General features: G+C 62.5%; 25 protein-coding genes. 12 read left to right on the top strand and 13 right to left on the bottom strand.

Annotated elements, in window-relative coordinates; all coding sequences use genetic code 11:
- Window positions 1-16: 16 nt before the first annotated feature.
- The 5 genes from NT26_RS06355 to NT26_RS06335 form a co-directional block, all read right to left on the bottom strand.
- A complete protein-coding gene (locus tag NT26_RS06355; protein ID WP_052641915.1) occupies window positions 17-415 on the bottom strand; it encodes an NADH:ubiquinone oxidoreductase subunit NDUFA12 in 399 nt (132 codons plus the stop codon).
- A gap of 115 nt (window positions 416-530) precedes the next feature.
- Window positions 531-1,004, bottom strand: coding sequence for a GNAT family N-acetyltransferase (locus NT26_RS06350; RefSeq protein ID WP_152338583.1), 474 nt, complete (start codon window positions 1,002-1,004; stop codon window positions 531-533).
- Window positions 1,001-1,507, bottom strand: a complete 507-nt coding sequence (locus NT26_RS06345; protein ID WP_052637954.1) for a GNAT family N-acetyltransferase — start codon at window positions 1,505-1,507, stop codon at window positions 1,001-1,003. The genes NT26_RS06350 and NT26_RS06345 overlap by 4 nt, the downstream gene beginning before the upstream one ends.
- A 5-nt stretch (window positions 1,508-1,512) precedes the next feature.
- Window positions 1,513-3,015 (bottom strand): Asp-tRNA(Asn)/Glu-tRNA(Gln) amidotransferase subunit GatB, encoded by a 1,503-nt coding sequence (gene gatB / locus NT26_RS06340; protein ID WP_052637953.1) that lies wholly within the window; start codon window positions 3,013-3,015, stop codon window positions 1,513-1,515.
- Between the two features lie 84 nt (window positions 3,016-3,099).
- Window positions 3,100-3,609, bottom strand: a complete 510-nt coding sequence (locus tag NT26_RS06335; protein WP_052637952.1) for a GNAT family N-acetyltransferase — start codon at window positions 3,607-3,609, stop codon at window positions 3,100-3,102.
- 137 nt (window positions 3,610-3,746) lie between these two features.
- Between NT26_RS06335 and NT26_RS06330 the strand changes: the two genes are divergently transcribed.
- Window positions 3,747-5,072: a mechanosensitive ion channel family protein gene (locus tag NT26_RS06330; RefSeq protein WP_052637951.1), complete on the top strand. Its 1,326-nt coding sequence runs from the start codon at window positions 3,747-3,749 to the stop codon at window positions 5,070-5,072.
- A 40-nt stretch (window positions 5,073-5,112) separates the two neighbouring features.
- Here the strand turns inward: NT26_RS06330 and gatA are convergent, their stop codons facing one another.
- The 3 genes from gatA to NT26_RS06315 all read right to left on the bottom strand — a co-directional run bounded on the left by gatA (window position 5,113) and on the right by NT26_RS06315 (window position 7,715).
- Window positions 5,113-6,594 carry an Asp-tRNA(Asn)/Glu-tRNA(Gln) amidotransferase subunit GatA gene (gene gatA, locus NT26_RS06325; RefSeq protein WP_052637950.1) on the bottom strand — a complete coding sequence of 494 codons (1,482 nt, stop codon included), beginning with the start codon at window positions 6,592-6,594 and terminating at the stop codon, window positions 5,113-5,115.
- Between the two features lie 54 nt (window positions 6,595-6,648).
- Complete coding sequence (gene gatC / locus NT26_RS06320) at window positions 6,649-6,936, bottom strand: Asp-tRNA(Asn)/Glu-tRNA(Gln) amidotransferase subunit GatC (protein WP_052637949.1); 288 nt, start codon at window positions 6,934-6,936, stop codon at window positions 6,649-6,651.
- 74 nt (window positions 6,937-7,010) lie between these two features.
- Entirely contained in the window at window positions 7,011-7,715 is a 705-nt protein-coding gene (locus NT26_RS06315; protein WP_052637948.1) for a metal-dependent hydrolase, read from the bottom strand.
- A 114-nt stretch (window positions 7,716-7,829) separates the two neighbouring features.
- On the opposite strand from NT26_RS06315, the gene ruvX reads away from it, so the two are divergent.
- Window positions 7,830-8,321: a Holliday junction resolvase RuvX gene (ruvX, locus tag NT26_RS06310; protein ID WP_052637947.1), complete on the top strand. Its 492-nt coding sequence runs from the start codon at window positions 7,830-7,832 to the stop codon at window positions 8,319-8,321.
- Here the strand turns inward: ruvX and NT26_RS06305 are convergent.
- Entirely contained in the window at window positions 8,261-8,590 is a 330-nt protein-coding gene (locus NT26_RS06305; protein ID WP_052637946.1) for a DUF6105 family protein, read from the bottom strand. The two genes, ruvX and NT26_RS06305, sit on opposite strands and share 61 nt — an antisense overlap.
- Window positions 8,587-8,763, bottom strand: coding sequence for a hypothetical protein (locus NT26_RS22675; RefSeq protein ID WP_156157129.1), 177 nt, complete (start codon window positions 8,761-8,763; stop codon window positions 8,587-8,589). The genes NT26_RS06305 and NT26_RS22675 overlap by 4 nt, the downstream gene beginning before the upstream one ends.
- 202 nt (window positions 8,764-8,965) lie before the next feature.
- Between NT26_RS22675 and NT26_RS06300 the strand changes: the two genes are divergently transcribed.
- From NT26_RS06300 to NT26_RS06290, 3 genes are all read left to right on the top strand, one after another.
- Complete coding sequence (locus tag NT26_RS06300; protein WP_052637945.1) at window positions 8,966-9,649, top strand: TetR/AcrR family transcriptional regulator; 684 nt, start codon at window positions 8,966-8,968, stop codon at window positions 9,647-9,649.
- Entirely contained in the window at window positions 9,650-10,513 is an 864-nt protein-coding gene (locus NT26_RS06295; protein WP_052637944.1) for an amidohydrolase family protein, read from the top strand.
- A gap of 70 nt (window positions 10,514-10,583) precedes the next feature.
- A complete protein-coding gene (locus tag NT26_RS06290; protein WP_425287747.1) occupies window positions 10,584-11,549 on the top strand; it encodes a Bug family tripartite tricarboxylate transporter substrate binding protein in 966 nt (321 codons plus the stop codon).
- Window positions 11,550-11,630: 81 nt separating this feature from the next.
- On the opposite strand, the gene NT26_RS06285 is transcribed toward NT26_RS06290, so the two are convergent.
- Complete coding sequence (locus NT26_RS06285) at window positions 11,631-12,275, bottom strand: TetR/AcrR family transcriptional regulator (RefSeq protein ID WP_052637942.1); 645 nt, start codon at window positions 12,273-12,275, stop codon at window positions 11,631-11,633.
- A gap of 157 nt (window positions 12,276-12,432) precedes the next feature.
- Between NT26_RS06285 and NT26_RS06280 the strand changes: the two genes are divergently transcribed.
- Window positions 12,433-13,368 carry an AEC family transporter gene (locus NT26_RS06280; RefSeq protein ID WP_052637941.1) on the top strand — a complete coding sequence of 312 codons (936 nt, stop codon included), beginning with the start codon at window positions 12,433-12,435 and terminating at the stop codon, window positions 13,366-13,368.
- Here NT26_RS06280 and NT26_RS06275 read toward each other — a convergent pair.
- Window positions 13,350-15,002 (bottom strand): acyl-CoA dehydrogenase family protein, encoded by a 1,653-nt coding sequence (locus tag NT26_RS06275; protein ID WP_052637940.1) that lies wholly within the window; start codon window positions 15,000-15,002, stop codon window positions 13,350-13,352. The genes NT26_RS06280 and NT26_RS06275 overlap by 19 nt on opposite strands.
- A 121-nt stretch (window positions 15,003-15,123) precedes the next feature.
- On the opposite strand from NT26_RS06275, the gene NT26_RS06270 reads away from it, so the two are divergent.
- From NT26_RS06270 to dprA, 4 genes are read left to right on the top strand one after another with little or no spacing between them, the layout of a single operon-like run.
- A complete protein-coding gene (locus NT26_RS06270; RefSeq protein ID WP_052637939.1) occupies window positions 15,124-16,065 on the top strand; it encodes an aspartate carbamoyltransferase catalytic subunit in 942 nt (313 codons plus the stop codon).
- On the top strand, window positions 16,062-17,351 hold the full coding sequence (locus NT26_RS06265; RefSeq protein WP_052637938.1) for a dihydroorotase: 1,290 nt from the start codon (window positions 16,062-16,064) through the stop codon (window positions 17,349-17,351). Before NT26_RS06270 ends, NT26_RS06265 begins: the two co-directional genes overlap by 4 nt.
- A gap of 12 nt (window positions 17,352-17,363) precedes the next feature.
- On the top strand, window positions 17,364-17,981 hold the full coding sequence (plsY, locus tag NT26_RS06260; RefSeq protein ID WP_052637937.1) for a glycerol-3-phosphate 1-O-acyltransferase PlsY: 618 nt from the start codon (window positions 17,364-17,366) through the stop codon (window positions 17,979-17,981).
- Window positions 17,982-17,983: 2 nt separating this feature from the next.
- Complete coding sequence (dprA, locus tag NT26_RS06255; RefSeq protein WP_052637936.1) at window positions 17,984-19,135, top strand: DNA-processing protein DprA; 1,152 nt, start codon at window positions 17,984-17,986, stop codon at window positions 19,133-19,135.
- Here the strand turns inward: dprA and NT26_RS06250 are convergent.
- Entirely contained in the window at window positions 19,088-19,306 is a 219-nt protein-coding gene (locus NT26_RS06250; RefSeq protein ID WP_052637935.1) for a hypothetical protein, read from the bottom strand. The genes dprA and NT26_RS06250 overlap by 48 nt on opposite strands.
- A 233-nt stretch (window positions 19,307-19,539) precedes the next feature.
- Here NT26_RS06250 and topA point away from each other — a divergent pair, with 233 nt between their 5' ends.
- Both topA and rnr read left to right on the top strand, forming a co-directional pair.
- Entirely contained in the window at window positions 19,540-22,197 is a 2,658-nt protein-coding gene (topA, locus tag NT26_RS06245; RefSeq protein ID WP_052641911.1) for a type I DNA topoisomerase, read from the top strand.
- Window positions 22,194-24,524 carry a ribonuclease R gene (gene rnr / locus NT26_RS06240; RefSeq protein WP_052637934.1) on the top strand — a complete coding sequence of 777 codons (2,331 nt, stop codon included), beginning with the start codon at window positions 22,194-22,196 and terminating at the stop codon, window positions 24,522-24,524. The genes topA and rnr overlap by 4 nt, the downstream gene beginning before the upstream one ends.
- The last annotated feature ends 2 nt before the right edge of the window (window positions 24,525-24,526 follow it).

Raw genomic sequence — 24,526 nt, 5'->3', positions numbered from 1 at the left:
GTGGCCAAAACAGGTGTCAGCTTCCCGGGGTCCAGGCGTCGTAATCGCCGGTGACGCGAGGGCGTTCGCCGGCACCTGCAAGCGAGCCTTTGGGCCGGTAGGCGCCGGAAGTACCGGTGAGATTAGGCTTGTGCGCCTTCTCCCATTCACGCGGCTGGTAGTTCTCCTGGGACGGCGCAACATTGGTGCGATGGTGCATCCACCCATGCCAGCCCGGGGGGATCGCCGATGCTTCTGCCGGACCGTTGAAAATGACCCAGCGGCGCGGCACCCCGAAGGAGGTTTCGGGACCTTCGTAGTAGACGTTGCCGAATTCGTCCTCGCCGATCTTCTTGCCGGAGCGCCAGGTGAAGAAGCGCGTTCCGATCGTCTGTCCGTTCCACCAGGTGAATATCTGCAGCAGGAGATTTTTCATGTTCTTCGTCAGCTCTGGCAAAGGCATTCGCACGGCGTGCGACCGAGGATTTGTCCGACCGCTTATGCAACCTGCGGCGCGCCATGTCCAGCGATTCCGGTTGGCGCGAGCCGCTTCAAAGCTTCATCTTGAAGCCGAAATGGCTCTTCGCGAAACCGAGGCGCTCGTAGAAGCGGTGCGCATCCTGCCGCGCCATGTTGGACGTGAGTTGCACCAGCCGGCACCCGCGGCGCCTCGCTTCGGAGACCGCGTAGTCTATCATCATGGCACCAATCCCCTTGCCGCGCGTGTCGGCGCGAGTCTGGACCGCCTCGATGACCATGGAAAGGCCACCTCTGCCCGTCAGCGTCCGGTTGAACATGATCTGGAACGTACCGACGACTTCACCGCCGCGTTCGGCCACGAAAAGCCGCTCGTTGGGCGAGAGATCTATCGCGGTGAACGCCTTGAGGTAATCCTCGTAGGCATCCGAATCGGTGGTGTCGCCGTGACCACCCACGGCGTCGGAAGCGAAAATCGCGATGAGAGCTGGAAGGTCGCTTTCGCGGGCCTGCCGGATCACAACATCCTTCTGCACAAGTCCGCTCACAGGCTCCGAAGGGACTTCTCGAGAACGACCGCGGGCAGGCCGGAGTTAGGTCCGCCCCATTCCTCCATGCGATCCACCTCGGAAAAACCCAGCCGTTCATAGAAGGAGATCGCGCGGAGGTTCTGCAGGGCTACCTCGGTGCGCATCACCTCCGCATAGGGAAAACAGGTTTCCAGTTCGGCGAAGATGTCGCGGCCGATGCCGTCACCCTGGCAGGATGGCCTGACGTAGAGCTGGTGCAGCATCACCGTCTTTTCCATCTTCGGGTACATGGCCGCATAGCCAAGCCCGCCGAGCTCCCGACCATCGTCTGCGAGCAGGAATTCGCCGTCCTTCCGGACGATCCTGGCGCGGATGGCTGCAGGGGAGTGCCAGCTGCCGATCAGTTGCGTAACCTTCTCGGGACCATAGAACGGGTCGTAGGAGGCATGAAAGGTCGCTGCGAGAAGGGCGCGGATCTGCTCCACGTCTCCTTCTGCTGCTGTGCGGACAAAGAAGACCATGCGGCCTATTCCTCGATCCCAAGCTTCGCCTTCACCAATGCCTGGACCGCCTGCGGGTTGGCCTTGCCTCCAGTCGCTTTCATCACCTGGCCGACGAACCAGCCGGCCAGTGCAGGCTTTGCCTGTGCCTTGGAGACCTGATCCGGATTGGCCGCGATGATCTCGTCGACGGCGGCCTCGATGGCGCCCGTGTCGGTCACCTGCTTCATGCCGCAAGCCTCGACGATGTCGGCCGGGTCGCCGCCTTCGCTCCAGACAATCTCGAAGAGGTCCTTCGCGATCTTGCCGGAGATGGTCTCGGCCTTGATGAGGTCGATGATGCCGCCGAGCTGAGCGGGTGAAACCGGAGTCTCTTCAATGGCTTTGCCGGCTTTGTTCAAGGCACCCAGCAAGTCATTGATGACCCAGTTCGCAGCCGTCTTTCCGTCGCGGCCGGCGGCCACTGCCTCGAAGTAGTCGGCGATCGCCTTCTCCGACACGAGCACAGAGGCGTCATACACAGAGAGGCCGAGCTCGCGCACGAAGCGCTCCTTCTTGTCGTCCGGCAGTTCGGGCAGGTGCTGCTTCAGTTCTTCGACGAAGGCGTCGTCGAACTCGAGCGGCAAGAGGTCCGGGTCGGGGAAGTAGCGGTAGTCGTGCGCCTCTTCCTTCGACCGCATGGAACGCGTCTCGCCCTTGTTGGGGTCAAAGAGCCGGGTCTCCTGGTCGATGCTGCCGCCGTCTTCCAGGATGCCGATCTGGCGGCGTGCCTCGTATTCGATGGCCTGACCGATGAAGCGGATGGAGTTGACGTTCTTGATCTCGCAGCGCGTGCCGAAGGGCTCGCCGGGGCGGCGAACGGAGACGTTGACGTCGGCGCGCATGGAGCCCTCGTCCATGTTGCCGTCGCAGGTGCCGAGATAGCGAACGATCGAGCGGAGCTTCGTCATGTAGGCCTTGGCCTCGTCCGAAGACCGCATGTCGGGCTTGGAGACGATCTCCATCAGCGCCACGCCAGATCGGTTCAGGTCGACGAATGACATGGTGGGGTGCTGGTCGTGCATCGACTTGCCGGCATCCTGCTCCAGGTGCAGGCGCTCGATACCGATTTCCACATCCTCGAAATTGCCCTGCCGGTCGGGCCCCAGAGAGATCACGATCTGGCCTTCGCCGACGATCGGGTCCTTGAACTGCGAGATCTGGTAGCCCTGCGGCAGGTCGGGATAGAAGTAGTTCTTGCGATCGAAAACCGAGCGCTTGTTGATCTGCGCTTTCAGACCGAGCCCGGTACGGACGGCCTGCCGCACGCATTCCTCGTTGATGACGGGAAGCATGCCGGGCATGGCGGCGTCGACGAGCGATACGTTCGCATTCGGATCCTTCCCGAACTCCGTCGAGGCGCCCGAGAAGAGCTTCGACTTCGACAGCACCTGCGCATGCACCTCCATGCCGATGATGACTTCCCAGTCCCCCGTGGCACCGGGAATGAGACGCTTGGGGTCGGGCGTGCGGACATCGACAATGGTCATGGAATGCTCTTGGAATGGTCTTGTTGGGGTAGTTGGTGAGGTAGAGCAAATGGGGCGGTGGCGCAAGCGGAAGTGCCCAGGCGGCTAAACGCCGGGGCCGTAGTTATCTGCCGGCTCCTCGACGAGCAACTTGCTCAGACCAACCGATTGCACCTCGCGGTCGAGCTTCGGTGAATAGGCAGCGGAAAGCCAGTTTATCCGGTAGCCACGATTGGCGAAGAACGAGACGGCCTCCTCATTGAGCGCATGGGTCTCGACCCGGGCGCTGTCGAATCCTTGGCGGACGATGTCAGCCTCGATTGCCGAAAGCAGCGCACTCCCAAGGCCCTGATGCTGGAACTGCGGATCGATCCAGAAGTCCGTGATCAGTTCGTCGAGCTTTTCGCGTGCCGCCCAGCCAGCCACGCTGCCGCCCGAATCGAGGACAGTTATCGTCAACCAGCTTGATCGCGTGAAATTTCGGAAGGCTTCACGGGCGCTGCTGCGCATGTCAGCGATACCGCCAATGGAGGCCATGGCCTTTTGCCATGCGCGAAACCCTACTTCCGCCAGTACCTCTACCTCGTCTTCGCGGGCATTGCGGATGGTGCTCATGGCTGCTCCAGGTGGAAGCCCAGTAGAGCATTCGCATCGCCATTTTTCCAGCGCTCTTAACTGGCCGGACGAACCAAAATCCGCTCCGTCCGTTTCATCAAAGTCGATGCTCTCGCTGACGGTGCTGGAGGATAAAGGTGGATTATCGTAGTCTGCTCGCGCAGATCGAAAGCGGGTTGGACCAGTTCTTCTGGGAGAGGTGGGGATTCTACCAGATCGGCTTGATCGCTACGGCCTTCCTGATTTCGACCCTTCTCGCCCGCCGACTCGAGCCGACGATCGAGGCCAGGGCCCGCACCATACGCGGCAATCCCGATCTGCTACGGCTGGTCATCGCGCTGATGCGCAGAACCAGATGGCTGCTCTTTATCGCCTGGTTGTCCCTGTTCGCCACACTGGTACGGCAAAGCGGCGGCCCGCTACATGCCTGGCTGATCTCGAAGGCTCTCGTTCTTGCCACGGCGTGGCTGATCGTGTCCGTCCTGACCCGCATCATCCGCAACCGCTCCATGGCACGGCTGGTAGCCATTGCTGTCTGGACCTACCTAGCCCTTCATCTTCTGGAACTTGACGATCCGGTGGCGCAACAGCTCAATGCCGTTGCGGTGAACCTCGGAACGATCCGGCTCTCGCTCCTTTCGGTTCTGAAGGGGCTGGTCGTGACGGCGGCCTTGATCTGGGGCGCGATATTCCTGGGCAACATCGCATCCAATCGTGTGGAACGCTTTGATGCCGTTTCTCCAGCCTTTCGGGTACTGATCAGCAAGCTGATCAAGATCGGCCTTATTCTCCTCGCCGGTGCCTTGGCACTTTCGGCCACCGGAATCGACCTGACGGCACTGACCGTGTTTTCCGGCGCGATCGGCGTAGGATTGGGCTTCGGTCTGCAGAAGGTGGTATCGAACTTCATATCGGGGATCATCATCCTCCTCGATAAGTCCATCAAGCCTGGAGACACCATATCCTTGGGTGACACGTTCGGCTGGGTTCGGGATCTGCGAGCTCGATTCGTGTCCGTGATCACCCGCGACGGGAAGGAATACCTGATCCCCAACGAGGACTTTATCACGGAGCAGGTCGTCAACTGGTCCTTTTCCAACCAGTATGTGCGGGTGGATGTGGATTTCGGCGTTGCCTATTCCGCGGACCCCCATGATGTCGTACGCATCGCCATCGAGACCGCCAAAGCCACGCCGCGTGTAACGGATTACCGCGCGCCAGTCTGCTGGCTCACCGCCTTCGGAGCCTCGTCTCTGGACTTCAAGCTGCGCTTCTGGATCGCGGACCCATCAAACGGCATCACCAACGTGAAGGGTCAGGTCCTGATGTCGCTTTGGGACGCCTTCAAGGAGGCGCGGATCGACATCCCCTTCCCGCACAGGGAGATCATCATGAAGACGCCAGTGGAGGTGGCACTCCGGCAGGAAGCAGCTGGAGAAGGCGGCTCCGACTGCCACTTATAGTGCAAGGCCCTGCGCAGGAAGCTCCGTCGAAGATCCTAATCTACCACCACTTCTTCGGCGTGAAGCGGCCGGCGGCCTGTTCGATGACATGCGCGGTCTTGAACAGCGTCTCTTCCTCGAACGGCTTTCCGATCAGCTGCAGGCCGAGCGGCAGGCCCTTGTGGTCGAGACCGGCGGGAACGGCAATGCCCGGCAGGCCCGCCATGTTCACCGTCACAGTGAAGATGTCGTTGAGGTACATCTTTACCGGATCGGCAGCGAGATCCTCGTCGGCGACGCCGAAGGCGGAGGATGGGGTGGCGGGCGTCAGGATGGCATCGACGCCAGCATCAAAGACCTGCTCGAAATCGCGCTTGATAAGCGTGCGGACCTTCTGGGCCTGCAGGTAATAGGCATCGTAGTAACCGGCCGAAAGCACATAGGTACCGATCATGATGCGGCGCTTGACTTCCTTCCCAAAGCCGGCGGCGCGCGTCTTCTCGTACATGTCGACGATGTCCTTGCCGTCGACGCGCAGGCCGTAGCGGACACCGTCATAACGGGCAAGGTTCGAGGATGCCTCCGCCGGGGCAACGATGTAGTAGGCAGGCAGCGCGTACTTCGTGTGGGGAAGCGTGATGTCGACGATTTCGGCGCCGGCGTCCTTCAGCCAGGCGATGCCCTGCTGCCAGAGCTTTTCGATCTCCTCCGGCATCCCCTCGACCCGGTACTCCTTCGGGATGCCGATGCGCATGCCCTTGACCGACTGGCCGAGCGAGGATTCGTAGTCCGGAACCGGCAGATCAACGGAGGTGGTGTCCTTGGCATCGACGCTTGCCATCGACTTCAGGAGGATTGCGGCGTCGCGCACGTCGCGGGCGATCGGTCCGGCCTGATCCAGGGAGGACGCGAAGGCGACGACGCCCCAGCGCGAGCAGCGGCCATAGGTCGGCTTAATCCCAACGGTTCCGGTGAAGGCTGCCGGCTGGCGGATGGAGCCGCCGGTGTCGGTCGCGGTGGCGCCAGCGCAGAGATGCGCGGCAACGGCAGCGGCAGACCCACCGGACGAGCCACCCGGCACGAGCTGCTGATTGGAGCCTTCCGCCCGCCAAGGATTGATCACGGGGCCGTAGTAGGAGGTCTCGTTGGACGAGCCCATCGCGAACTCGTCCATGTTGAGCTTGCCGAGCATCACGGCGCCGTCGTTCCAGAGATTCTGGGTGACGGTGGATTCATACTTGGGCTGGAAGCCGTCAAGGATGTGCGAGCAGGCCTGGGTGTGAACGTCACGCGTGCCGAACAGGTCCTTGATGCCGAGCGGAATGCCTTCGAGCGCGCCGGCCTTGCCGCCGGCAAGCCGCTCATCCGACGCCTTGGCCATCTGTAGCGCCTTTTCCGGCGTTACCGCGACATAGGCATTGATCGCCTCGTTTGCTGCCCGGATGGCGTCGACATACGCCTGCGTCAGTTCGACGGCCTTGATGTCCTTGGCCTTAAGCTTGTCGCGTGCTTCGGCAATGGTGAGGCTGGTGAGTTCGGTCATTTTATCTATCGCTCAGCGGGTATGTCGGGAATGGTCGGAGGACAGCAGGTGCGGCTACTCGACGACCTTCGGGACGAGGAAGAAATTGCGATCGGTGGCTGGTGCGTTCGCGACGATATCATCGGCCTTGCTGCCATCGGTGACGTCGTCGGTGCGCTTGCGCATGACCATCGGCATCACCGACGTCATCGGCTCGACACCCGTGACGTCGACTTCGCCAAGCTGTTCAACAAAGCCGAGGATGCCGTTCACTTCGCCAACCATGCGCTCCGCCTCGTCATCGCTGACGGCGATGCGGGCAAGACGCGCGACGCGCTTGACGGTGGCGAGATCGACGGACATGGCATTGGCTCCGGGCAAGAATTTCCTACCGCTATAATGGCCACGTCCGCCGTTCGCAACGGGGAAGCGGATAATCAGAAGCTGAGCGTCGCGCCCGTCGCCGGCGCTTCCACGCGGGTCCGCGTGCCCTCCATCCCCTTCACGAACTTCTCCGCCGTCTGGTCGATGATCGGGAAGGAACCGTAGTGGCAGGGGATTGCATGCTTGAAGTCGAAGAAGCGCTGGCACGCCAGCGCTGCAACGGCGCCGCCCATGGTGAACCGGTCGCCGATCGGCACCAGGCCAATATCCGGCTGATGCAGTTCGTTGATCAATCCCATGTCGGTGAAGATGTCGGTATCGCCCATGTGCAGCACGGACGGCTCGTCGTCAAAATGCAGCATGAGGCCGTTTGCGTTGCCCAGGGAATGGGAGACGCCATCCTCGGTGATCTGCGCAGAGGAATGGTGCGCCTGCGTGAACGTCACCGTGAAGCCGTCAAAGGAGATCGTGCCGCCGGTATTGCCCATGTCGACCTTCGCCACGCCCTTCTTGCCGAGCCAGGCCGCCAGATCGGCATTGGCCAGAACAACGGCACCGGTTTCCTCTGCGAGTGCAATGGTATCCCCGACGTGATCACCATGCCCGTGGGTAAGAAGGATATGGCTGATGCCTTCGGCTGCGTCCTTGGCATCCAGGCCGGCAAAGGCCGGATTGCCGGTGAAGAACGGGTCGATCAGGATCTTCGCCTTGGCCGTTTCGATGCGGAAGGCGGAATGGCCTAGCCAGGTGATCTTCATGAAAAGTCTCCTCGTGCGTGATGCGAAAACTGGCGGGAATGCTAAAGAGATATCCCACCGGCGCCCAATTGGAAGCGGCGCCATGCCTGTTTCTACGCAAAGGATGCAAAACGGATGACGGTGCTGACGATCGAGGAACTGGCTGAAACGCTTCAGAATAGCCAGGCGATCGCGGGCCTCGACCTGGGCACGAAAACCATCGGTATCGCCATGTCCGACCTCGGTCGCCGTTTTGCCTCGCCGAGGCCCGTCCTGAGGCGCACCAAGTTTACGAAGGACGCGGAACTGCTGCTGGCCTTTGCGGAGAAGGAAAAGGTCGGGGCCTTCATCATCGGCCTGCCCATGAACATGGATGGGTCTGCGGGGCCGCGGGTCCAGGCAACGCGGGCGTTCGTCCGTTCGATGGGAGACAAGACTGCCCTACCCTTCGTCTTCTGGGACGAGCGCTTGTCGACGGTGGCAGCGGAGCGTGCCCTGCTGGAAATGGATGTCTCGCGGGCGAAACGCGCCGAACGAATCGATTCGGCGGCCGCGAGCTTCATCCTTCAGGGAGCCCTGGACAGGCTTTCCTCGCTTGGAAGAGAATCTGAGGCCGATCGCTCCTGACGTGCGCGCCACCAGGCAGCAATCTTCCTGCGGCGCCGGAAGGCGATGATCGCGAAGACGATGAGGCTGTCGACGATGATCGCACGCGCCACCAGCGGCGGAAGATCTTCGGCCGGTATACCCAGAACGGAGCTATAGACTTGGAAGACGAGATCATGGGTCTCGCGCGTCAGCATGAAGAAGCCGAAGCTGAGGTCGTAGTAGGATAGTCCGTACCAGCTGCCGAGCAGCAGGATTGGTCCGCCCCATAGAATCAGGAACCACTTCATGCGGTCCTCCTTCCCGGCTGTACGAGGTGAAACTCCACCGTCGGCAGCCATCTCAACAAAGCCATCAGGCTCAGCAGGATCGCGGGGATGGCAATATCCAGCGCCAGCACCGCGAAAAACATCGTCATGATGCCCAGCAATGCGCGATCCGAAAGTTGGGTTCCCTGCAGCAACGGCTCGCCCTGCCCATGGTTAACGATTGGTTAACCCAACTTAGGCCTCTCGTTCGGGAGAGCAACGCAAACCCTCACCTATGGTTAACGCCCTGTCCGATCTGTGGACAAACCGTATTCCGACGCCGGATGGTGGGTGAGTCTTCAGCCGCCGCCGCCTGACCAATTGACTGACCGGCAAATTTGGACAAGTGTACAAATAATGCGAGCAAACGTAAAAGAGACCCTCCTGCGAAACGCCGCCATGCTGTTCTCCCGCAGCGGCTACAATGCTGTCTCCCTCCGCGACGTGGCCAAGGCGGCAGGCGTCAATGTGGGGAGCCTGACCTATCATTTCGGCTCCAAGGCAAACCTTTTGCGGGAGATCTACGAGCGCCACACGCATCCCATGAACGCGCGGCGCCTGGAGCTTCTCGGGGAAGCGCGGCGGATCAGTGATCCCGACGAGCGCCTGATGGCGATCCTGCGAGCCTACGTGGTGCCGGCATTTGTCTCCTCTTCCGACGGCGACGGGGGCGGAGCGGAGTTCACCCGCATGCGGGCCGTTCTCTCCGCCGAAGGCAATCCGGACGCGCAGGCGATCATCGCCGATGCCTTCGACCAGACCAGCCGGACCTTCATCGAGACGCTGGCAGAGTGCGTGCCGGGTGCGTCGCTGGAAAGCCTCGTCTGGCGCAGCCAGTTCCTCCTCGGCGGTCTCTATTACGCCCTCATCAATCCCGAGCGCATCACCCGCCTCTCCAATGGGGCGGTGGACGGCAACGACCGCGACGCTGCCATCGAGCATCTTGTCGAGGCGACCTATGCCAGCTTCAGGAGCCTCTCGGAAACGGCATCGGTGGTCGTAGCTGCCGACAACAAAACTATCAGGAAAGCGAGTATCTGAATGACCTCTGCCCCGTCTCCCAAGGACCAGCAGAAGCGCAAGCCTAGCTTCACCGCGCCGGCGCTGAGCTGCGACGCGCATTGCCATGTCTTCGGCCCCGCCGCCGTATTTCCCTATGCGCCTGACCGGCGCTACACGCCACAGGATGCGCCAAAGGAGGCACTGGCTGCACTGCACGAGCGGCTCGGCCTGGAGCGGGCCGTGATCGTACAGGCAAGCTGCCACGGCACGGACAACCGGGCGATGCTCGATGCCATCGCTTGGCGCCCGGACAGCTACCGGGGTGTCGCCATCGTGGATGACACGTTCGATGACACGGCACTGCAAGCGCTCCACGACGGAGGCGTTCGCGGCGTCCGGTTCAACTTCGTCAAGCATCTGGGCGGCGCGCCGGACATGGCCCTTTTCGGCCGCGTCATCGACCGCATCAAGGGGTGCGGATGGCATGTCGTCCTGCATCTCGACGCGGTCGATATCGTGCCCCTCTCCGACATGATCCGCCGGCTGCCCGTACCCTTCGTGATCGACCACATGGGACGCGTCGAGACGGCTCTGGGGACGCAGCAGCCGGCATTCCAGTCCCTGCTGGAGCTCGCTCGCCGCGAGGACTGCTGGGTCAAGGTCTGCGGCTCCGAGCGGATCTCCCGTTATCCCTTCGATGCGGCCATTCCGTTCGCGCGGGCGCTGGTGGAGGTTAGCCCCGAGAGGACGCTGTGGGGCACAGATTTCCCGCATCCCAACCTGAAGGAGCCGGTCGACGAGGCGGATCTTCTCGACCTCGTTGCCCGGATCGCGCCGAGCGGGGAGGAGCGGCAGAGGCTGCTGGTCGACAATCCAGCCCGGCTCTACGGTTTTACAACCTGAACAAACACACCTGGAGGAGGAAGACATGACGAAGACAACGACGAAGCGGACGGGGATTTTCCGACGCACGATGATCAAGGCATTGCTGCCGGCCATGCTGCTGGCGACGGCAGCTCCTGCTGTCGGCTGGGCACAGGAAAATTACCCGGAGCGCGACATCACGCTCGTCCTTCCCTTCGGTCCCGGCGGCATTGCCGACATCACGTCGCGCGTGGTTGCCGAATCGCTCGGCAAGAAGCTCGGCAAGCAGATCATCATCATGAACCAGCCGGGCGCGGCAGGTTCGGTCGCGGCAAGGGCAGCGTTGAACGCTCCGGCAGATGGCTACACCCTTGCACTTCTCTCCAACGGCACGGCGATCAGCGTGCCGCTCTTCGAGAACCTGCAATTCGACCCGATGAAGGATTTTGTCCCGGTCTCCAGCCTTGCCTATTTCGACTTCGTCTTCGTGGCGAAGAAGGGAGGAAAGTTCTCGACGCTGGCCGATGTCCTTGCGGCAGCCAAGGCAGAGCCCGGTATGCTCAACGTGGGCACGATCAACGTCGGCAGCAGCCAGAACCTGGCGGCGGAACTCTTCAAGTCCACGGCCGGGATCGACTTCACCATCGTGCCCTACAAGGCGACGCCGGATCTCCTCGTCGCACTTCTCGGCGACGAGCTGGACGTCATCATCGACAGCCAGACGGCGCTGAAGGCGGCGCTGGAACAGGGACAGGCGGTTGCCCTGGCCTCCTCCGGTCCTGAGCGTTCGAAACTCCTGCCCGATCTAGCAACCGCGCAGGAACAGGGCGTCGAAGGCTTTGACGTCACCTCGTGGAACGCGATCTTTGCGCCAACAGGCACGCCTCCGGAAGTGGTGGAGAAGCTGAATGCGGCGCTTGTCGAGGTGCTGGCCGATCCGGCGGTCCAGAAGCGCTTTGCCGAGCTTGGCGTAGAAGCGCGTTCGAGCACGCCTCAGGAAATCGGCGACCGGCTCGCAGCCGACATCGAGAAGTGGGGCGCCGTCATCGAGAAGGCCGGCATCCCGAAGCAGTGAGCTTTCCCAGGAGACGGTGTGGCGGCCACCGTCTCGACCTGGCCCGGGAGATGGATATCAATCCTCTTCCGGGCCTTTTTATCAGCCGTAGATGCCGCGCACCAGACGACGGATGGACGCTACGACTTTGTCCCAGTCCTTGTCGCTTCGGAGCGGCAAGCCCGCAAATTCACCCGTTACCACCGACGAGATCACCAGATGCTGGATGGCTGCAAACAGAATGCCGTTGGCCGTTGGCGCATCCATGCCCTTCGGGGCCGAAAGGCTGCCCCGCATCCGGTCGAGCCATTTCGCCAGCGCCCGGGAGCGCGCCTCGGCAAGGCGGCGGACCTGCGGCGTATCCTTCGAAACCTCCCAGGCGATGATCTTGCATATGAGCGGATCGCTGCGCAGGGCGTCCATGTAGAGAAGCGACAGCCGCTCCATCAGATCCCCATAGGTCAGAACGAACATTCCACCCGTGTCTTCGGGAATCCGTTCCTTGACCCAGTCGCCCAGATCGGCACCGATGGCATCGAGAAGACCGTCCAGTCCGCCGTAGTAGCGGTAGATCAACTGCTTGTCACAGCCGGCACGCCGCGCGATCGCATTGATGCCGAACCCCTGGAACCCCTCCTCCGCCAAGAGGTCACGCGCAGCGTGGAAGATCGCTGCTTCGGTCTGCGCACGATTCTTGACGCGCTTCTCCGGCAGGGGATCAACGAAAGCTTCCTGTACTGCAAGCATGACCGGCACTCCAACTCGTTGTCTGCCGATAAGCGGCCCGGCAGCCCCGCACAATGAGCGCTCGTTCTCCATTCACAGAAACCGTAGGATTGCATCCGCGCCAACCGGCAGATAAGCCTCGGTGCCTTCTTGCCGACAGCCCTCCGAACTGGCCCTCATGCTGATCATCTTCGAGAGTATCCTGCCGATCTTCCTCCTGGTCCTGCTCGGCGTTGCGCTGAAGCGCAGCCCGCTCATCAACGGGACCTTCTGGGAGGGGCTTGAACAGTGTGGCTACTATGTCCTGTTCCCGGCCCTGCTGTTCCACACGCTGGCGACAGCCGATTTTTCGAGCATGGAGATCAGCGCCATTGCGGTTACTGCTGCCGCGGCCGTGGTGGCGATGTGCGGGCTAGTGCTGGCGCTCTGGCCGGTCTTGAGGCGGATCGGCGTCCCCGCCTCTGCATTCAGCTCCGTCTTCCAGACTGCCACCAGATGGAACGCCTTCATAGCGCTGGCTATCGCGCAGAAGATCGCGGGAGACTATGGGCTGACCGTCGTAGCATTGGTGATGGCGGCCATCATTCTGCCGATCAACTTCATCAATGTCGGCGTGCTGTTGAGGTTCTCCGGTGCCCAGATGGGCTATGGCACATTTGCCTTGCGTATCATCACCAACCCGATGATCATCAGTTGCCTGCTCGGCGTCCTCGTCAACCAACTCGGCATTCCGATCTACGCGCCTTTGATGACCACTATAGACCTCGTGGCGCGTGCAGCGCTGAGCCTGGGGCTTATCGCCGTGGGAGCTGGCCTGCGTGTCTCGGATGCGCTGAAACCGCACCCGCTGGTGCTGTTCTCGACGGCGCTGAAACTCGCCTTCTTTCCCGTCGTGATGGTCGGAGCCGCGCTGATGGCCGGGGTTACCGGGCCTACGCTCACGCTGCTCGGTTTGAGCGCCGGCGTGCCGACGGCCATGAACGGCTATATCCTGGCCAAGAAGATGGGGGGCGATGCCGAGCTTTACGCGGCGACGGCGACGGTACAGACCGTCTTCTCCTTCCTCACCATTCCGCTTGTGCTGATGGCGGCCGGTCAGTTCGCTGCCGGATAGAGAAGGTCAACGATGTAGGACGCATCGAAGCGGGCATCGAGCATACCATAGGTCGAGCGCCAACCGCCGGCGAGACGCGTTTCCAGGAAGGCGTCCGCGATCTTGCCCGCTCCGAGCCGCGCCAGTTCGGCTGCACCGGCGGCAAGCGCCAGTTGCTCGACCAGAAGGCGCGCCGCCCCCTCGTCCGTCTCGCAGAGCGCCATGGCTGCCCGCAGCACCTCGATCGTTTTGCGGCCTGAAGCGCCAAGGTCGCGTTCAAAGCCGGAGAGGACGAGATCGAAGAGGTCCTTGCCGCGAGACAAAACGCGCAAGACATCCAGCGCCATGACGTTGCCGGAGCCTTCCCAGATCGCGTTGACCGGTGCCTCCCGGTAATGCCGCGCCACCGGGCGCTCCTCGACGTATCCATTGCCGCCGAGGCACTCCATCGCCTCGTAGATCAGCGACGGCGCGATCTTGCAGTTCCAGTACTTGATGACCGGCGTCATGACGCGGGCGAAGGCTGCGTCCGCCGGGCTGCTTGCTCCGCGGTCAAAGGCGTCGGCGAGCCGGAAGGCGAGTGCTGTCGCGGCCGCAACATCAAGCGCCATGTCGGCCAGAACCCGCGTCATCAGCGGCTGGTCGATAAGGTTCTTGCCGAAGACGGTGCGGCCGCGGCAGTGGTGGACCGCTTCGGCCAGCGAGGCGCGCATGATGCCGGCCGAAGCCAAGGCGCAGTCGAGCCGCGTCAGGGTGACCATGTCGAGAATGGTGCGTATCCCAGCGCCCGGCTCGCCCAGCAGGTAGCCGAAGGCATCGGTGAACTCGACCTCAGAGGAGGCGTTGGAGCGGTTGCCGAGCTTGTCCTTCAGTCGCTGGAACTGCAGCCCGTTGGCCGAGCCGTCCTCCAGCAAGCGCGGAACGAGGAAGCAGCCGATGCCCTCGTTGGTCTTTGCCAGCATCACGAAGGCGTCGCTCATCGGGGCGGACATGAACCACTTGTGCCCGGACAGACGATAAATGCCCTCGCCCACGCGCTCTGCGGTGGATCGGTTGGCCCGCACGTCCGTGCCACCCTGCTTCTCGGTCATCCCCATGCCGAGCGTGATGGCATTCTTCTGCAGCGCCGGCCGGTTGGACGAATCGTATTTCCTCGACAGTATCTTCGGTGCCCATTCCTTCTGGACACGCGGCGAGGCCATGAGGGCAGCGACGGAGGCGCTGGTCATCGTCAACGGGCAGAGGTGGCCGCATTCGAGCTGCGCCGTCAGGTAAAAGCGGGTGGCGCGCGCCTTGTGCTCGCTCCCCTTGGCGTCCGCGATGCTCTCCCAGACTGACGAGTGCAGCCCGATTGACATGGAGCGGCGCATCAGCGCGTGCCATGCGGGGTGGAACTCCACGACATCCAGCCGCTCGCCGCGGGGTCCGTGGGTGCGAAGCTTCGGCGGGCTTTCGTTCGCCATACGCGCCAGTTCCTGTGCCTCCGGCGAGGTGGCGTAGTGGCCGAGCGAATCGAATTCCTCGCGCAGGCTGCGGTGCAGACCGGCGGTCAGATCAACAATCAGCGGGTCAGATCGATAGGCATTGATGCCGGACCAGGGCTGGGGCTGGTTCAGTTCGGCAAGCTTTTGTTCGGTCCGGCTATTCTGTGTCATGCTTGGCTTCTAGCCCGTTTCTCTGAAAAATGCATGAGGATGAACAGACTTTTCCCGCCCCTTCGCTTGCCGGTTTCCCGGTCAGTTATTATAGACGCCCGAACGCAAGCGGAGACGCCTCATGGTCTTCTTCCCTCACCGCCACCTCCTCGGCATCAAGGGCCTCACAGAACAGGATATCACCTATCTTCTGGACAAGGCCGACGAAGCCGTCCAGATCAGCCGGCAGCGGGAAAAGAAGACCTCGACGCTGCGGGGGCTGACCCAGATCAACCTGTTCTTCGAGGCCTCCACGCGCACCCAGGCCTCCTTCGAACTAGCCGGCAAGCGGCTGGGTGCCGACGTGATGAACATGTCCGTCGGCAATTCCTCGGTAAAGAAGGGCGAAACGCTGATCGATACGGCGATGACGCTGAACGCCATGCATCCCGACGTGCTGGTGCTGCGGCATTCTTCGGCCGGTGCGGCGGCCCTTCTGGCGCAGAAGGTCGCCTGCTCCGTCGTGAACGCCGGCGATGGCCAGCACGAGCACCCGACGCAGGCGCTGCTCGACGCACTGACGATCCGCCGCGCAAAGGGCAAGCTGTCGCGCATCATCGTCGCCATCTGCGGCGACGTCCTGCATTCCCGCGTGGCCCGCTCCAACATTCTGTTGCTGAACGCCATGGGAGCGCGTGTGCGCGTCGTTGCACCGGCAACTCTCCTCCCCTCGGGCATCGCGCAAATGGGCGCCGAGGTCTTCCACTCGATGGAGGAAGGTCTGAAGGATGCCGACGTGGTGATGATGCTGCGTCTCCAGCGCGAGCGCATGTCGGGCTCCTTCGTTCCCTCGGTCCGCGAGTACTTCCACTTCTATGGCCTGAACGCCGAGAAGCTGAAAGCTGCCAAGGAGGATGCTCTCGTCATGCACCCTGGCCCGATGAACCGCGGGGTGGAGATCGCTTCGGAGGTCGCGGACGGTCCGCAGAGCGTGATCGAGCAACAGGTTGAAATGGGGGTCGCGGTGCGCATGGCGGTGATGGAGACGCTGCTTCTCTCGCAGAACCAGGGGGCACGGACATGACGCGCTCCCTCGTCCTGAACAATGCCCGCATCATCGACCCGTCCCGGAATCTGGACGAGATGGGATCCATCATCATCGGCGATGATGGCCGTATCCTTGCCGCCGGCGCCGAGGCTCACAACCAGGGTGCACCGGATGGTGCCGAAGTTCGCGACTGCAACGGGCTTCTGGCCGTTCCCGGCCTGGTGGATGCGCGTGTCTTCGTCGGCGAGCCTGGGGCAGAACACCGCGAGACGATCGAGTCGGCCAGCCGCGCCGCTGCTGCGGGTGGTGTCACATCCTTCATCATGATGCCCGACACCGATCCTGTACTCGACGACATCGCGCTCGTTGAGTTTGTGAAGAAGACTGCGCGCGACACGGCGATCGTCAACGTGCACCCCGCCGCGGCCCTGACGAAGGGGCTCCACGGCGAAGAAATGACCGAGATCGGCCTGCTGCAGCAGGCGGGTGCGGTCGCGTTCACCAATGGCCGCCATGCGCTGCCGGACACGCTCGTGCTGCGCCGGGCCATGACCTATGCACGGGAATACGGCGCCGTCGTCGCGCTCGAGCCCCGGGAGACCTACATCGGCAACGGCGTCATGAACGAGGGCCTGTTCGCCAGCTGGCTCGGGCTTGCCGGCGTGCCTAAGGAAGCGGAAATCATTCCTCTCGAACGCGACCTCAGGATCGCCGGCCTGACGCGGGCGAAATATCATGCCGCGAAGATCTCGGTGCCGGAATCGGCCGAGGCGATCCGGACTGCCCGCGGACGCGGCACAAACGTAACCTGCGGCATCTCGATCAATCACCTCTGCCTCAACGAGAACGACATCGGCGAGTACCGGACCTTCTTCAAGCTCTCGCCACCGCTGCGCGCCGAAGACGATCGCGTCGCCATGGTCGAGGCGCTGGCCGACGGGACGATCGACATCATCGTCTCGTCCCACGACCCGCAGGACGTGGATACGAAACGCCTTCCCTTCGCCGATGCCGCCGATGGAGCCGTAGGCCTCGAAACAATGCTGGCCGCCGCGCTGCGCCTGCATCACTCGGACCACGTCCCTCTCATGCGCCTGATCGACGCGATGTCGACGCGCCCGGCGCAGATCTTCGGGCTCGACGCCGGCACGTTGAAGCCGGGCGCAAGGGCCGACATCACCCTGATCGACCTGGACGAACCGTGGATTGTCTCTAAGGATGCTCTGCTGTCCCGGTCGAAGAACACGCCCTTCGAAGATGCCCGCTTTTCCGGACGCGCGATCGCGACCTATGTGGGCGGCAAGTGCGTCCATTCGCTGTGAGGAGGCGAGCCGGTGAATGAACTTCTGAACTGGCAGATCGCCGCAGGTGCGGCGGCCGCTTCGATTGCCCTCGGCTACCTCCTCGGCTCCATCCCCTTTGGTCTGCTGCTGACACGGATGGCAGGTCTTGGCGACATCCGCTCCATCGGATCAGGCAATATCGGTGCGACCAACGTGCTGCGCACCGGCAACAAGAAGCTCGCGGCCGCGACGCTCCTCCTCGACGCGCTGAAGGCGACCGCTGCCGCGCTCGCTGGCTATTATATCGCCGGCCCGGAAGCCGGGCTGCTGGCCGGCTTCGGCGCCTTTCTCGGACACCTTTTCCCCGTCTGGTTGGGCTTCAAGGGTGGCAAGGGCGTGGCGACCTATATCGGCATGCTGCTCGGGGTTGCTCCGGTCTGGGTGCTGGTCTTCGCCGTCGTGTGGCTTACCGTCGCCTTCATCAGCAAATATTCGTCACTGTCCGCATTGGTTGCAACCCTTGTGATTCCGGTTGCATTGTGGATAGTAGGCAGCGAAAAGGTTGCCCTTGTCATGGCGATCATGACGGCAGTTTCCTGGTGGCGGCACGAGACCAATATCAAGAGGCTTCTGGCGGGCACGGAAGGCAAGATCGGCCAGAAGGGATAGCGATGCCTGACGGCGGCGCAAGACGACAGGGAATTGCGCTCACCGACAGGCAAAGGATCGCCTGGCTCCGCCTCATCCGCAGCGACAATGTCGGGCCGGCCACCTTCCGCGACCTCATCAACCACTTCGGCTCCGCCGAAAATGCGCTTGCCATGCTGCCGGAACTGTCCAGCCGCGGCGGCGCCTCCCGCACCATCCGCATCGCCTCGAAAGAGGATGCCGAACGGGAACTGGATGCGGCCCGCCGCCATGGTGCCCGCTTCGTCGGCATAGGCGAGCCCGATTATCCGCCGGCGCTCAGGCAGATCGATGGCGCCCCACCGCTTCTTGCGGTGATGGGACATTCGCCGGTGGCGTTGAGGCCGTCGGTCGGGATCGTCGGCTCTCGAAATGCCTCGATCAGCGGTGCGAAGTTCGCAGCGATGATCGCCCGCGACGTCGGCCGCGTCGGCTACGCCGTCACCTCCGGACTTGCCCGCGGCATCGACACTGCCGCCCACCGGGCGAGCATGGAAACGGGCACGATCGCAGTGCTTGCCGGGGGACTGGATCAGCCTTATCCGCCCGAGAATGTGCCGCTCCTGAAGGAGATCATCGCGGGTGAAGGACTTGCCGTTAGCGAAATGCCCTTCGGATGGGAACCGCGGGCGCGCGACTTCCCGCGCCGGAACAGGCTGATCGCGGGCATTTCGCATGGGGTCGTTGTCGTCGAGGCCGCGCAGAGGTCGGGTTCGCTTATTACTGCAAGAATGGCGGGAGACTTTGGTCGACTTGTCTTTGCTGTCCCCGGATCGCCACTGGATCCCCGATGCCGCGGCACGAATGCACTGCTGAAGGAAGGCGCGATCGTTACCACGTCATCCGAAGATGTTCTCGAGGCGCTGGCCCCTCTCGCGCGGCTCGAAGGCCACGGTGAGACGATGATCGAGGAGTCGGGTGATGATGACGGAGCTGCGGCGCTTCTTCCGCCCGACGACAGCGACCGCGCGACAATCATCTCATCCCTCGGCCCGAGCCCGGTCGAGGTCGACGACATCATCCGACATACAGGCTTGTCCGCGTCGGCCGTCTATCTTGTGCTTCTGGAGCTTGATCTTGCGGGGCGGCTACATCGTCATGCCGGGGGTCTTGTCTCGCTCTCCATGAGCGACTGAACGTGGTCGTCGGCCCGCATGGACGTCGCCCGCTTCGACATAGGCCATCTCGATCAGGTAGCAGAGCATGTCCGCCCCTTCCTGGCGTGCAACCTGATGCAGTTCACCCAGCATCTGACGGATGTAGGCGATCGCCTCCTTGTCCTCCAAACCGGCACGATCCGAACGCATGGTTGATCCCGTTGCCCCTGCCATCCAGTGGATGAACTACCTTTGATGGAGACAGGATAAAGCATTTATCTTGGATTGCAATCTTAAGTACAATCTCCTCTAGGTTGCATTGCGTTGTAGTGCTTAAATTGGCTTCAGCACTTGACCACGGCTCAAACGCCATCCATGTCGGAACCAACATCCGGTCGGGAACCTGTCCCGGCGTCCGGAAATGCACCATGCAGAGAAACTCCATGAACGTTGTCGTCGTCGAATCTCCGGCCAAGGCCAAGACCATCAACAAGTATCTCGGGCCCGGCTACAAGGTTCTCGCATCCTTTGGTCATGTTCGCGACCTGCCCGCCAAGGACGGATCGGTTCTTCCAGACCAGGACTTCGAGATGTCCTGGGAAGTCGACAGCGCGTCACAGAAGCGCATCAAGGACATTGCCGACGCGGTCAAGGGATCCGACGGCCTGTTCCTCGCGACCGACCCTGATCGCGAAGGCGAGGCCATTTCCTGGCACGTTCTCGATCTTCTCAAGAAGAGGCGCGTGCTGGGGGACAAGCCCGTCAAGCGCGTCGTCTTCAACGCCATCACCAAGAAGGCCGTCCTTGACGCCATGGCCGCGCCGCGGGATATCGATGCCCCGCTTGTGGACGCCTATCTCGCCCGCCGCGCCCTCGACTACCTTGTCGGCTTCAACCTGTCGCCAGTCCTATGGCGCAAGCTGCCAGGTGCCCGCTCGGCCGGCCGGGTGCAATCCGTCGCCCTCCGCCTCGTTTGCGACCGCGAAGCCGAAATCGAACGCTTCGTTTCGGAAGAGTACTGGAATATCTCCGCACTGCTCAGCACCCCGCGGGGCGATCAGTTCGAGGCTCGACTGGTCTCCGCCGACGGCAAGCGGCTGCAGAACCGCTCCATCAAGACCGGAGACGACGCCAATCGCCTCAAGACCCTGCTCGAAGGAGCGAGCTACGTGGTCGAAAGCGTCGAGGCAAAGCCGGTCAAGCGCAATCCCGGTCCGCCCTTCACCACATCCACCCTGCAGCAGGCCGCCTCCTCCAATCTCGGCTTCAATGCCTCGCGAACGATGCAGGTCGCACAGAAACTCTATGAGGGCGTAGACATCGGCGGCGAGACGGTCGGTCTCATTACCTATATGCGAACCGACGGCGTACAGATGGCACCGGAGGCGATCGACGGCGCGCGGCGTGCTGTCCAGGAGCAGTTCGGGGATCGATACGTTCCTGAGAAGCCTCGCTTTTATTCCACCAAGGCAAAGAACGCCCAGGAAGCCCACGAAGCGATCCGGCCCACCGATTTTAACCGCACCCCGGAGAAGGTGCGTCGCCACCTCGACGCGGACCAAGCGCGTCTCTACGAGCTGATCTGGAAGCGCGGCATTGCCAGCCAGATGGCATCTGCCGAGATTGAGCGAACAACGGTCGAAATCCTGGCGGATAACAATGGCGAAAAAGCTGGGCTGCGCGCGGTCGGCTCGGTCATCCGGTTCGACGGCTTCCTCGGCGCCTACATGGATCAGCGCGAAGAGGGCGACAAAGGCGAGGACGACGACGAGGACGGCCGCCTGCCGGAGATCAACGCCCGCGAGAAACTCGACAAGAACAATGTGAATGCAAGCCAGCATTTCACGGAGCCGCCGCCGCGCTACTCGGAAGCGTCGCTGATCAAGAAGATGGAAGAGCTCGGCATCGGCCGCCCATCCACCTATGCAGCAACGCTGAAGACCCTGAGCGACCGGGAATACGTGACAACGGAAAAGCGCAAGCTCATCCCGCAGGCCAAAGGCCGACTGGTGACGGCCTTCCTTGAAAACTTCTTCACCAAGTATGTGGAGTACGATTTCACAGCAGATCTGGAGGAAAAGCTCGATCGGATTTCGGCGGGCGAACTCGACTGGAAGCAAGTTCTGCGGGACTTCTGGAAGGACTTCTTTGCCCAGATCGAGGACACCAAGGAACTGCGCGTCACCAATGTGCTCGATGCGCTCAACGAGGCGCTTGCACCGCTGGTGTTTCCGAAGAGGGAGGACGGCAGCGACCCGCGGACCTGCCAAGTCTGCGGCACCGGGAAACTCTCACTGAAGCTCGGCAAGTACGGTGCGTTCGTCGGTTGTTCCAACTATCCCGAATGCAACTTTACGCGCCAGCTTTCGCAGGAGGGCGCCGAAGCAGAAGCGAGCGGCCTCAACGAGCCGAAGTCACTCGGCGCCGACCCGCATACCGGTGAAGAACTGACGCTTCGCTCGGGGCGGTTCGGGCCCTATATTCAACGTGGTGAAGGCAAGGATGCCAAACGTTCGTCGCTGCCGAAGGGCTGGAAGCCGGAGGAAATCGACCACGAAAAAGCGCTCGCGCTCATCAACCTTCCACGCGACATCGGCAAGCACCCCGAAAGCGGCAAGATGATCTCCGCCGGCCTTGGTCGCTATGGTCCATTCCTTCTACATGACGGCACCTATGCCAATCTCGAAAGCGTCGAAGACGTCTTCACGATCGGCCTCAACCGCGCCGTAACGGTCCTGGCAGAGAAGCAGAGCAAGGGGCCTGGCGGCCGTGGGCGCGGAACGCCGGCGGCCTTGAAGACGTTGGGAGATCACCCCGACGGCGGCGCCATTACCGTTCGCGACGGCCGCTATGGTCCCTACGTGAACTGGGGCAAGGTCAACGCCACGCTGCCGAAAGGCAAGGATCCGCAGGCGGTGACGCTGGACGAAGCTCTGGCACTGATCGCCGAGAAGGGTGGCAAGGCGGGCTCCGGCAAGGCCAAAACCACCAAGGCAAAGGCGGCAACGGGAACGAAGAAGACGGCCGCCAAACCAAAAGCTGCAGCCAAGCCGAAGGCCCCGGCAAAGACGGCCACGAAGGCGAAGAAGACCGGAACGTGACAAGAGACAATCGGGACAGACCCGCGCCAAGAAACCGCAAGGCCAATGCTCCCTCCTCCGGCGGACCGACCATCATCCACGGGGCCGTGCCGCCGCGCGAGGTCTTGCTCGAATTCATCGCCGAAAACCCGGATCGGGCATCCAAGCGGGAGATCGCCAAGGCCTTCGGGCTGAAGGGCGAGGCACGGGTGGAACTCAAGGATCTGCTCAGGACCCTGGAGGACGAAGGCCTCCTGAAGAAGAGCCGCAAGTCTCTTTCGCGCCCCGGCGCCCTGCCCCCGGTGACGGTGCTCGACATCACCACCCGCGACAAGGACGGGGAACTGATCGGCCGGCCGGCCGAATGGCCCGAGGACCAGGGTGCAGCACCGGCCGTGCTCATCCGCCAGCCGTCAGAGCGCAAAGGCAAGACCTCGGCTGCCGGCCTCAACGACAGGGTGCTCGCCAAGATATTTGCCAATAAGGATCGTAGCGGCCCCGCCTATACTGCTCGCGTCATCAAGATCATCGACCGACGCAGGGGTGCTCCGCTCGGCGTGATCCGGATGATGGAGGATGAAGCTCGCCTCATGCCGATCGACCGACGTGGCGAGGAGATGCTGATCGAACGCGACGGCATGGGCGATGCGAAGGATGGCGACCTGGTCGAGGTCGAAGTCGCCCGCAGCGGTCGATTCGGGCTGCCTCGCGCCCGCGTCCTGTCGGTCGTCGGCTCGGTTGGGTCCGAAAAGGCGATCTCGATGATCGCCATCTATGCCCATGGCATCCCCCATGTCTTTCCGCAGGCGGTCCTCAACGAGGCCGAGGCGGCGCGTCCCGCGACCATGTCCAAGCGGGAGGATTGGCGCGATGTTCCGCTGATCACCATCGATCCGGCCGACGCCAAGGATCACGACGACGCGGTCTATGCCGAACTGGACACCTCGCAGGATAATCCGGCCGGAGTGATTGTCACCGTCGCGATCGCTGACGTCTCCTGGTACGTCCGCACCGGCTCCGCGCTTGATCGCGAGGCGCTGAAGCGCGGGAATTCGGTCTACTTCCCTGATCGGGTCGTACCCATGCTTCCGGAACGCATCTCCAACAACCTCTGCTCTCTGCGCGAAGGCGAGGATCGACCGGCGATCGCCGTCCGTATGGTCTTCTCCAAAGAAGGGCGTAAGGCTGGCCATACCTTCCATCGCATCATGATGAAGAGTGCGGCGAAGCTCTCCTACCAGCAGGCCCAGGCGGCGATTGACGGCAAGCCCGACGACAAGACCGGACCGTTGCTGGAGCCGATCCTGAAGCCGCTGTGGCACGCCTATGCGACGCTGAAGCGCGGTCGCGAGCGGCGGCAGCCCCTCGAGCTCGACATGCCCGAACGGAAGATCATCCTCAAGCCCGATGGCACCGTTGACCGAGTCTTCATCCCCGATCGGCTGGATGCCCACAAGCTCATCGAAGAGATGATGATCCAGGCGAACGTCGCCGCGGCGGAAACGCTGGAGAAGAAACGCCAGCCGCTCGTCTACCGCATCCACGACGCGCCGGCGCTATCGAAGCAGGAAACCCTTCGGGAATTCCTGGCAACGATCGGCCTCTCCATGGCAAAGGGTGGGCAGCTACGGGCGAATTCCTTCAACGGCATCCTCGCACGCGCGCTGGATACACCGCACCAGACCATGGTCAACGAGATGGTGCTGAGATCCCAGAGCCAGGCGATCTACAGCCCAGAGAATATCGGGCATTTCGGCCTGAACCTGATGAAATACGCCCATTTCACCTCCCCGATCCGGCGTTACGCCGACCTGATCGTGCATCGCGCGCTGGTCGGCTCGCTCGGGCTGGGCGAAGGCGGCATCACGCCGGAGGAGGAGGCGATCCTCGACGATATCGCCGCCGAGATCTCTACCTTCGAGCGAAGGGCGATGGCAGCCGAGCGCGACACCGTCAACCGGCTGATCGCCCATCACCTGAGCGAGCGAATCGGCGAAGAGTTTCAGGGCCGCGTCTCCGGCGTCACAAAGGCCGGTCTGTTCATCACCCTGCCGGACTACGGAGCAGACGGCTTCGTGCCAATCTCGACGCTTGGCATTGACTATTTCATCTACGACGAAGCCCACCAGGCGCTGACCGGCGAAAAATCCGGGCTTGGCTATCAGCTCGGCGATGCAGTCGAGGTACGGTTGGCCGAAGCGATCCCCCTCGCCGGTGCCTTGCGTTTCGAAATGCTGAGCGAAGGCCGGAAAATGCCGGCGGCGACACGGTCTTTCCACAAATCCGGGCGAAGAGATCGCAATCAGCGGCGCGCGAAAGCCGGCACCCGACCCCCGCGTGGCCGATAGGA

The organism is Pseudorhizobium banfieldiae, assembly GCF_000967425.1.
GTDB classification, from domain to species: domain Bacteria; phylum Pseudomonadota; class Alphaproteobacteria; order Rhizobiales; family Rhizobiaceae; genus Neorhizobium; species Neorhizobium banfieldiae.
Note: the sequence above shows the minus strand (reverse complement) of the source record. Positions and strands in the feature narration are given on the sequence as shown.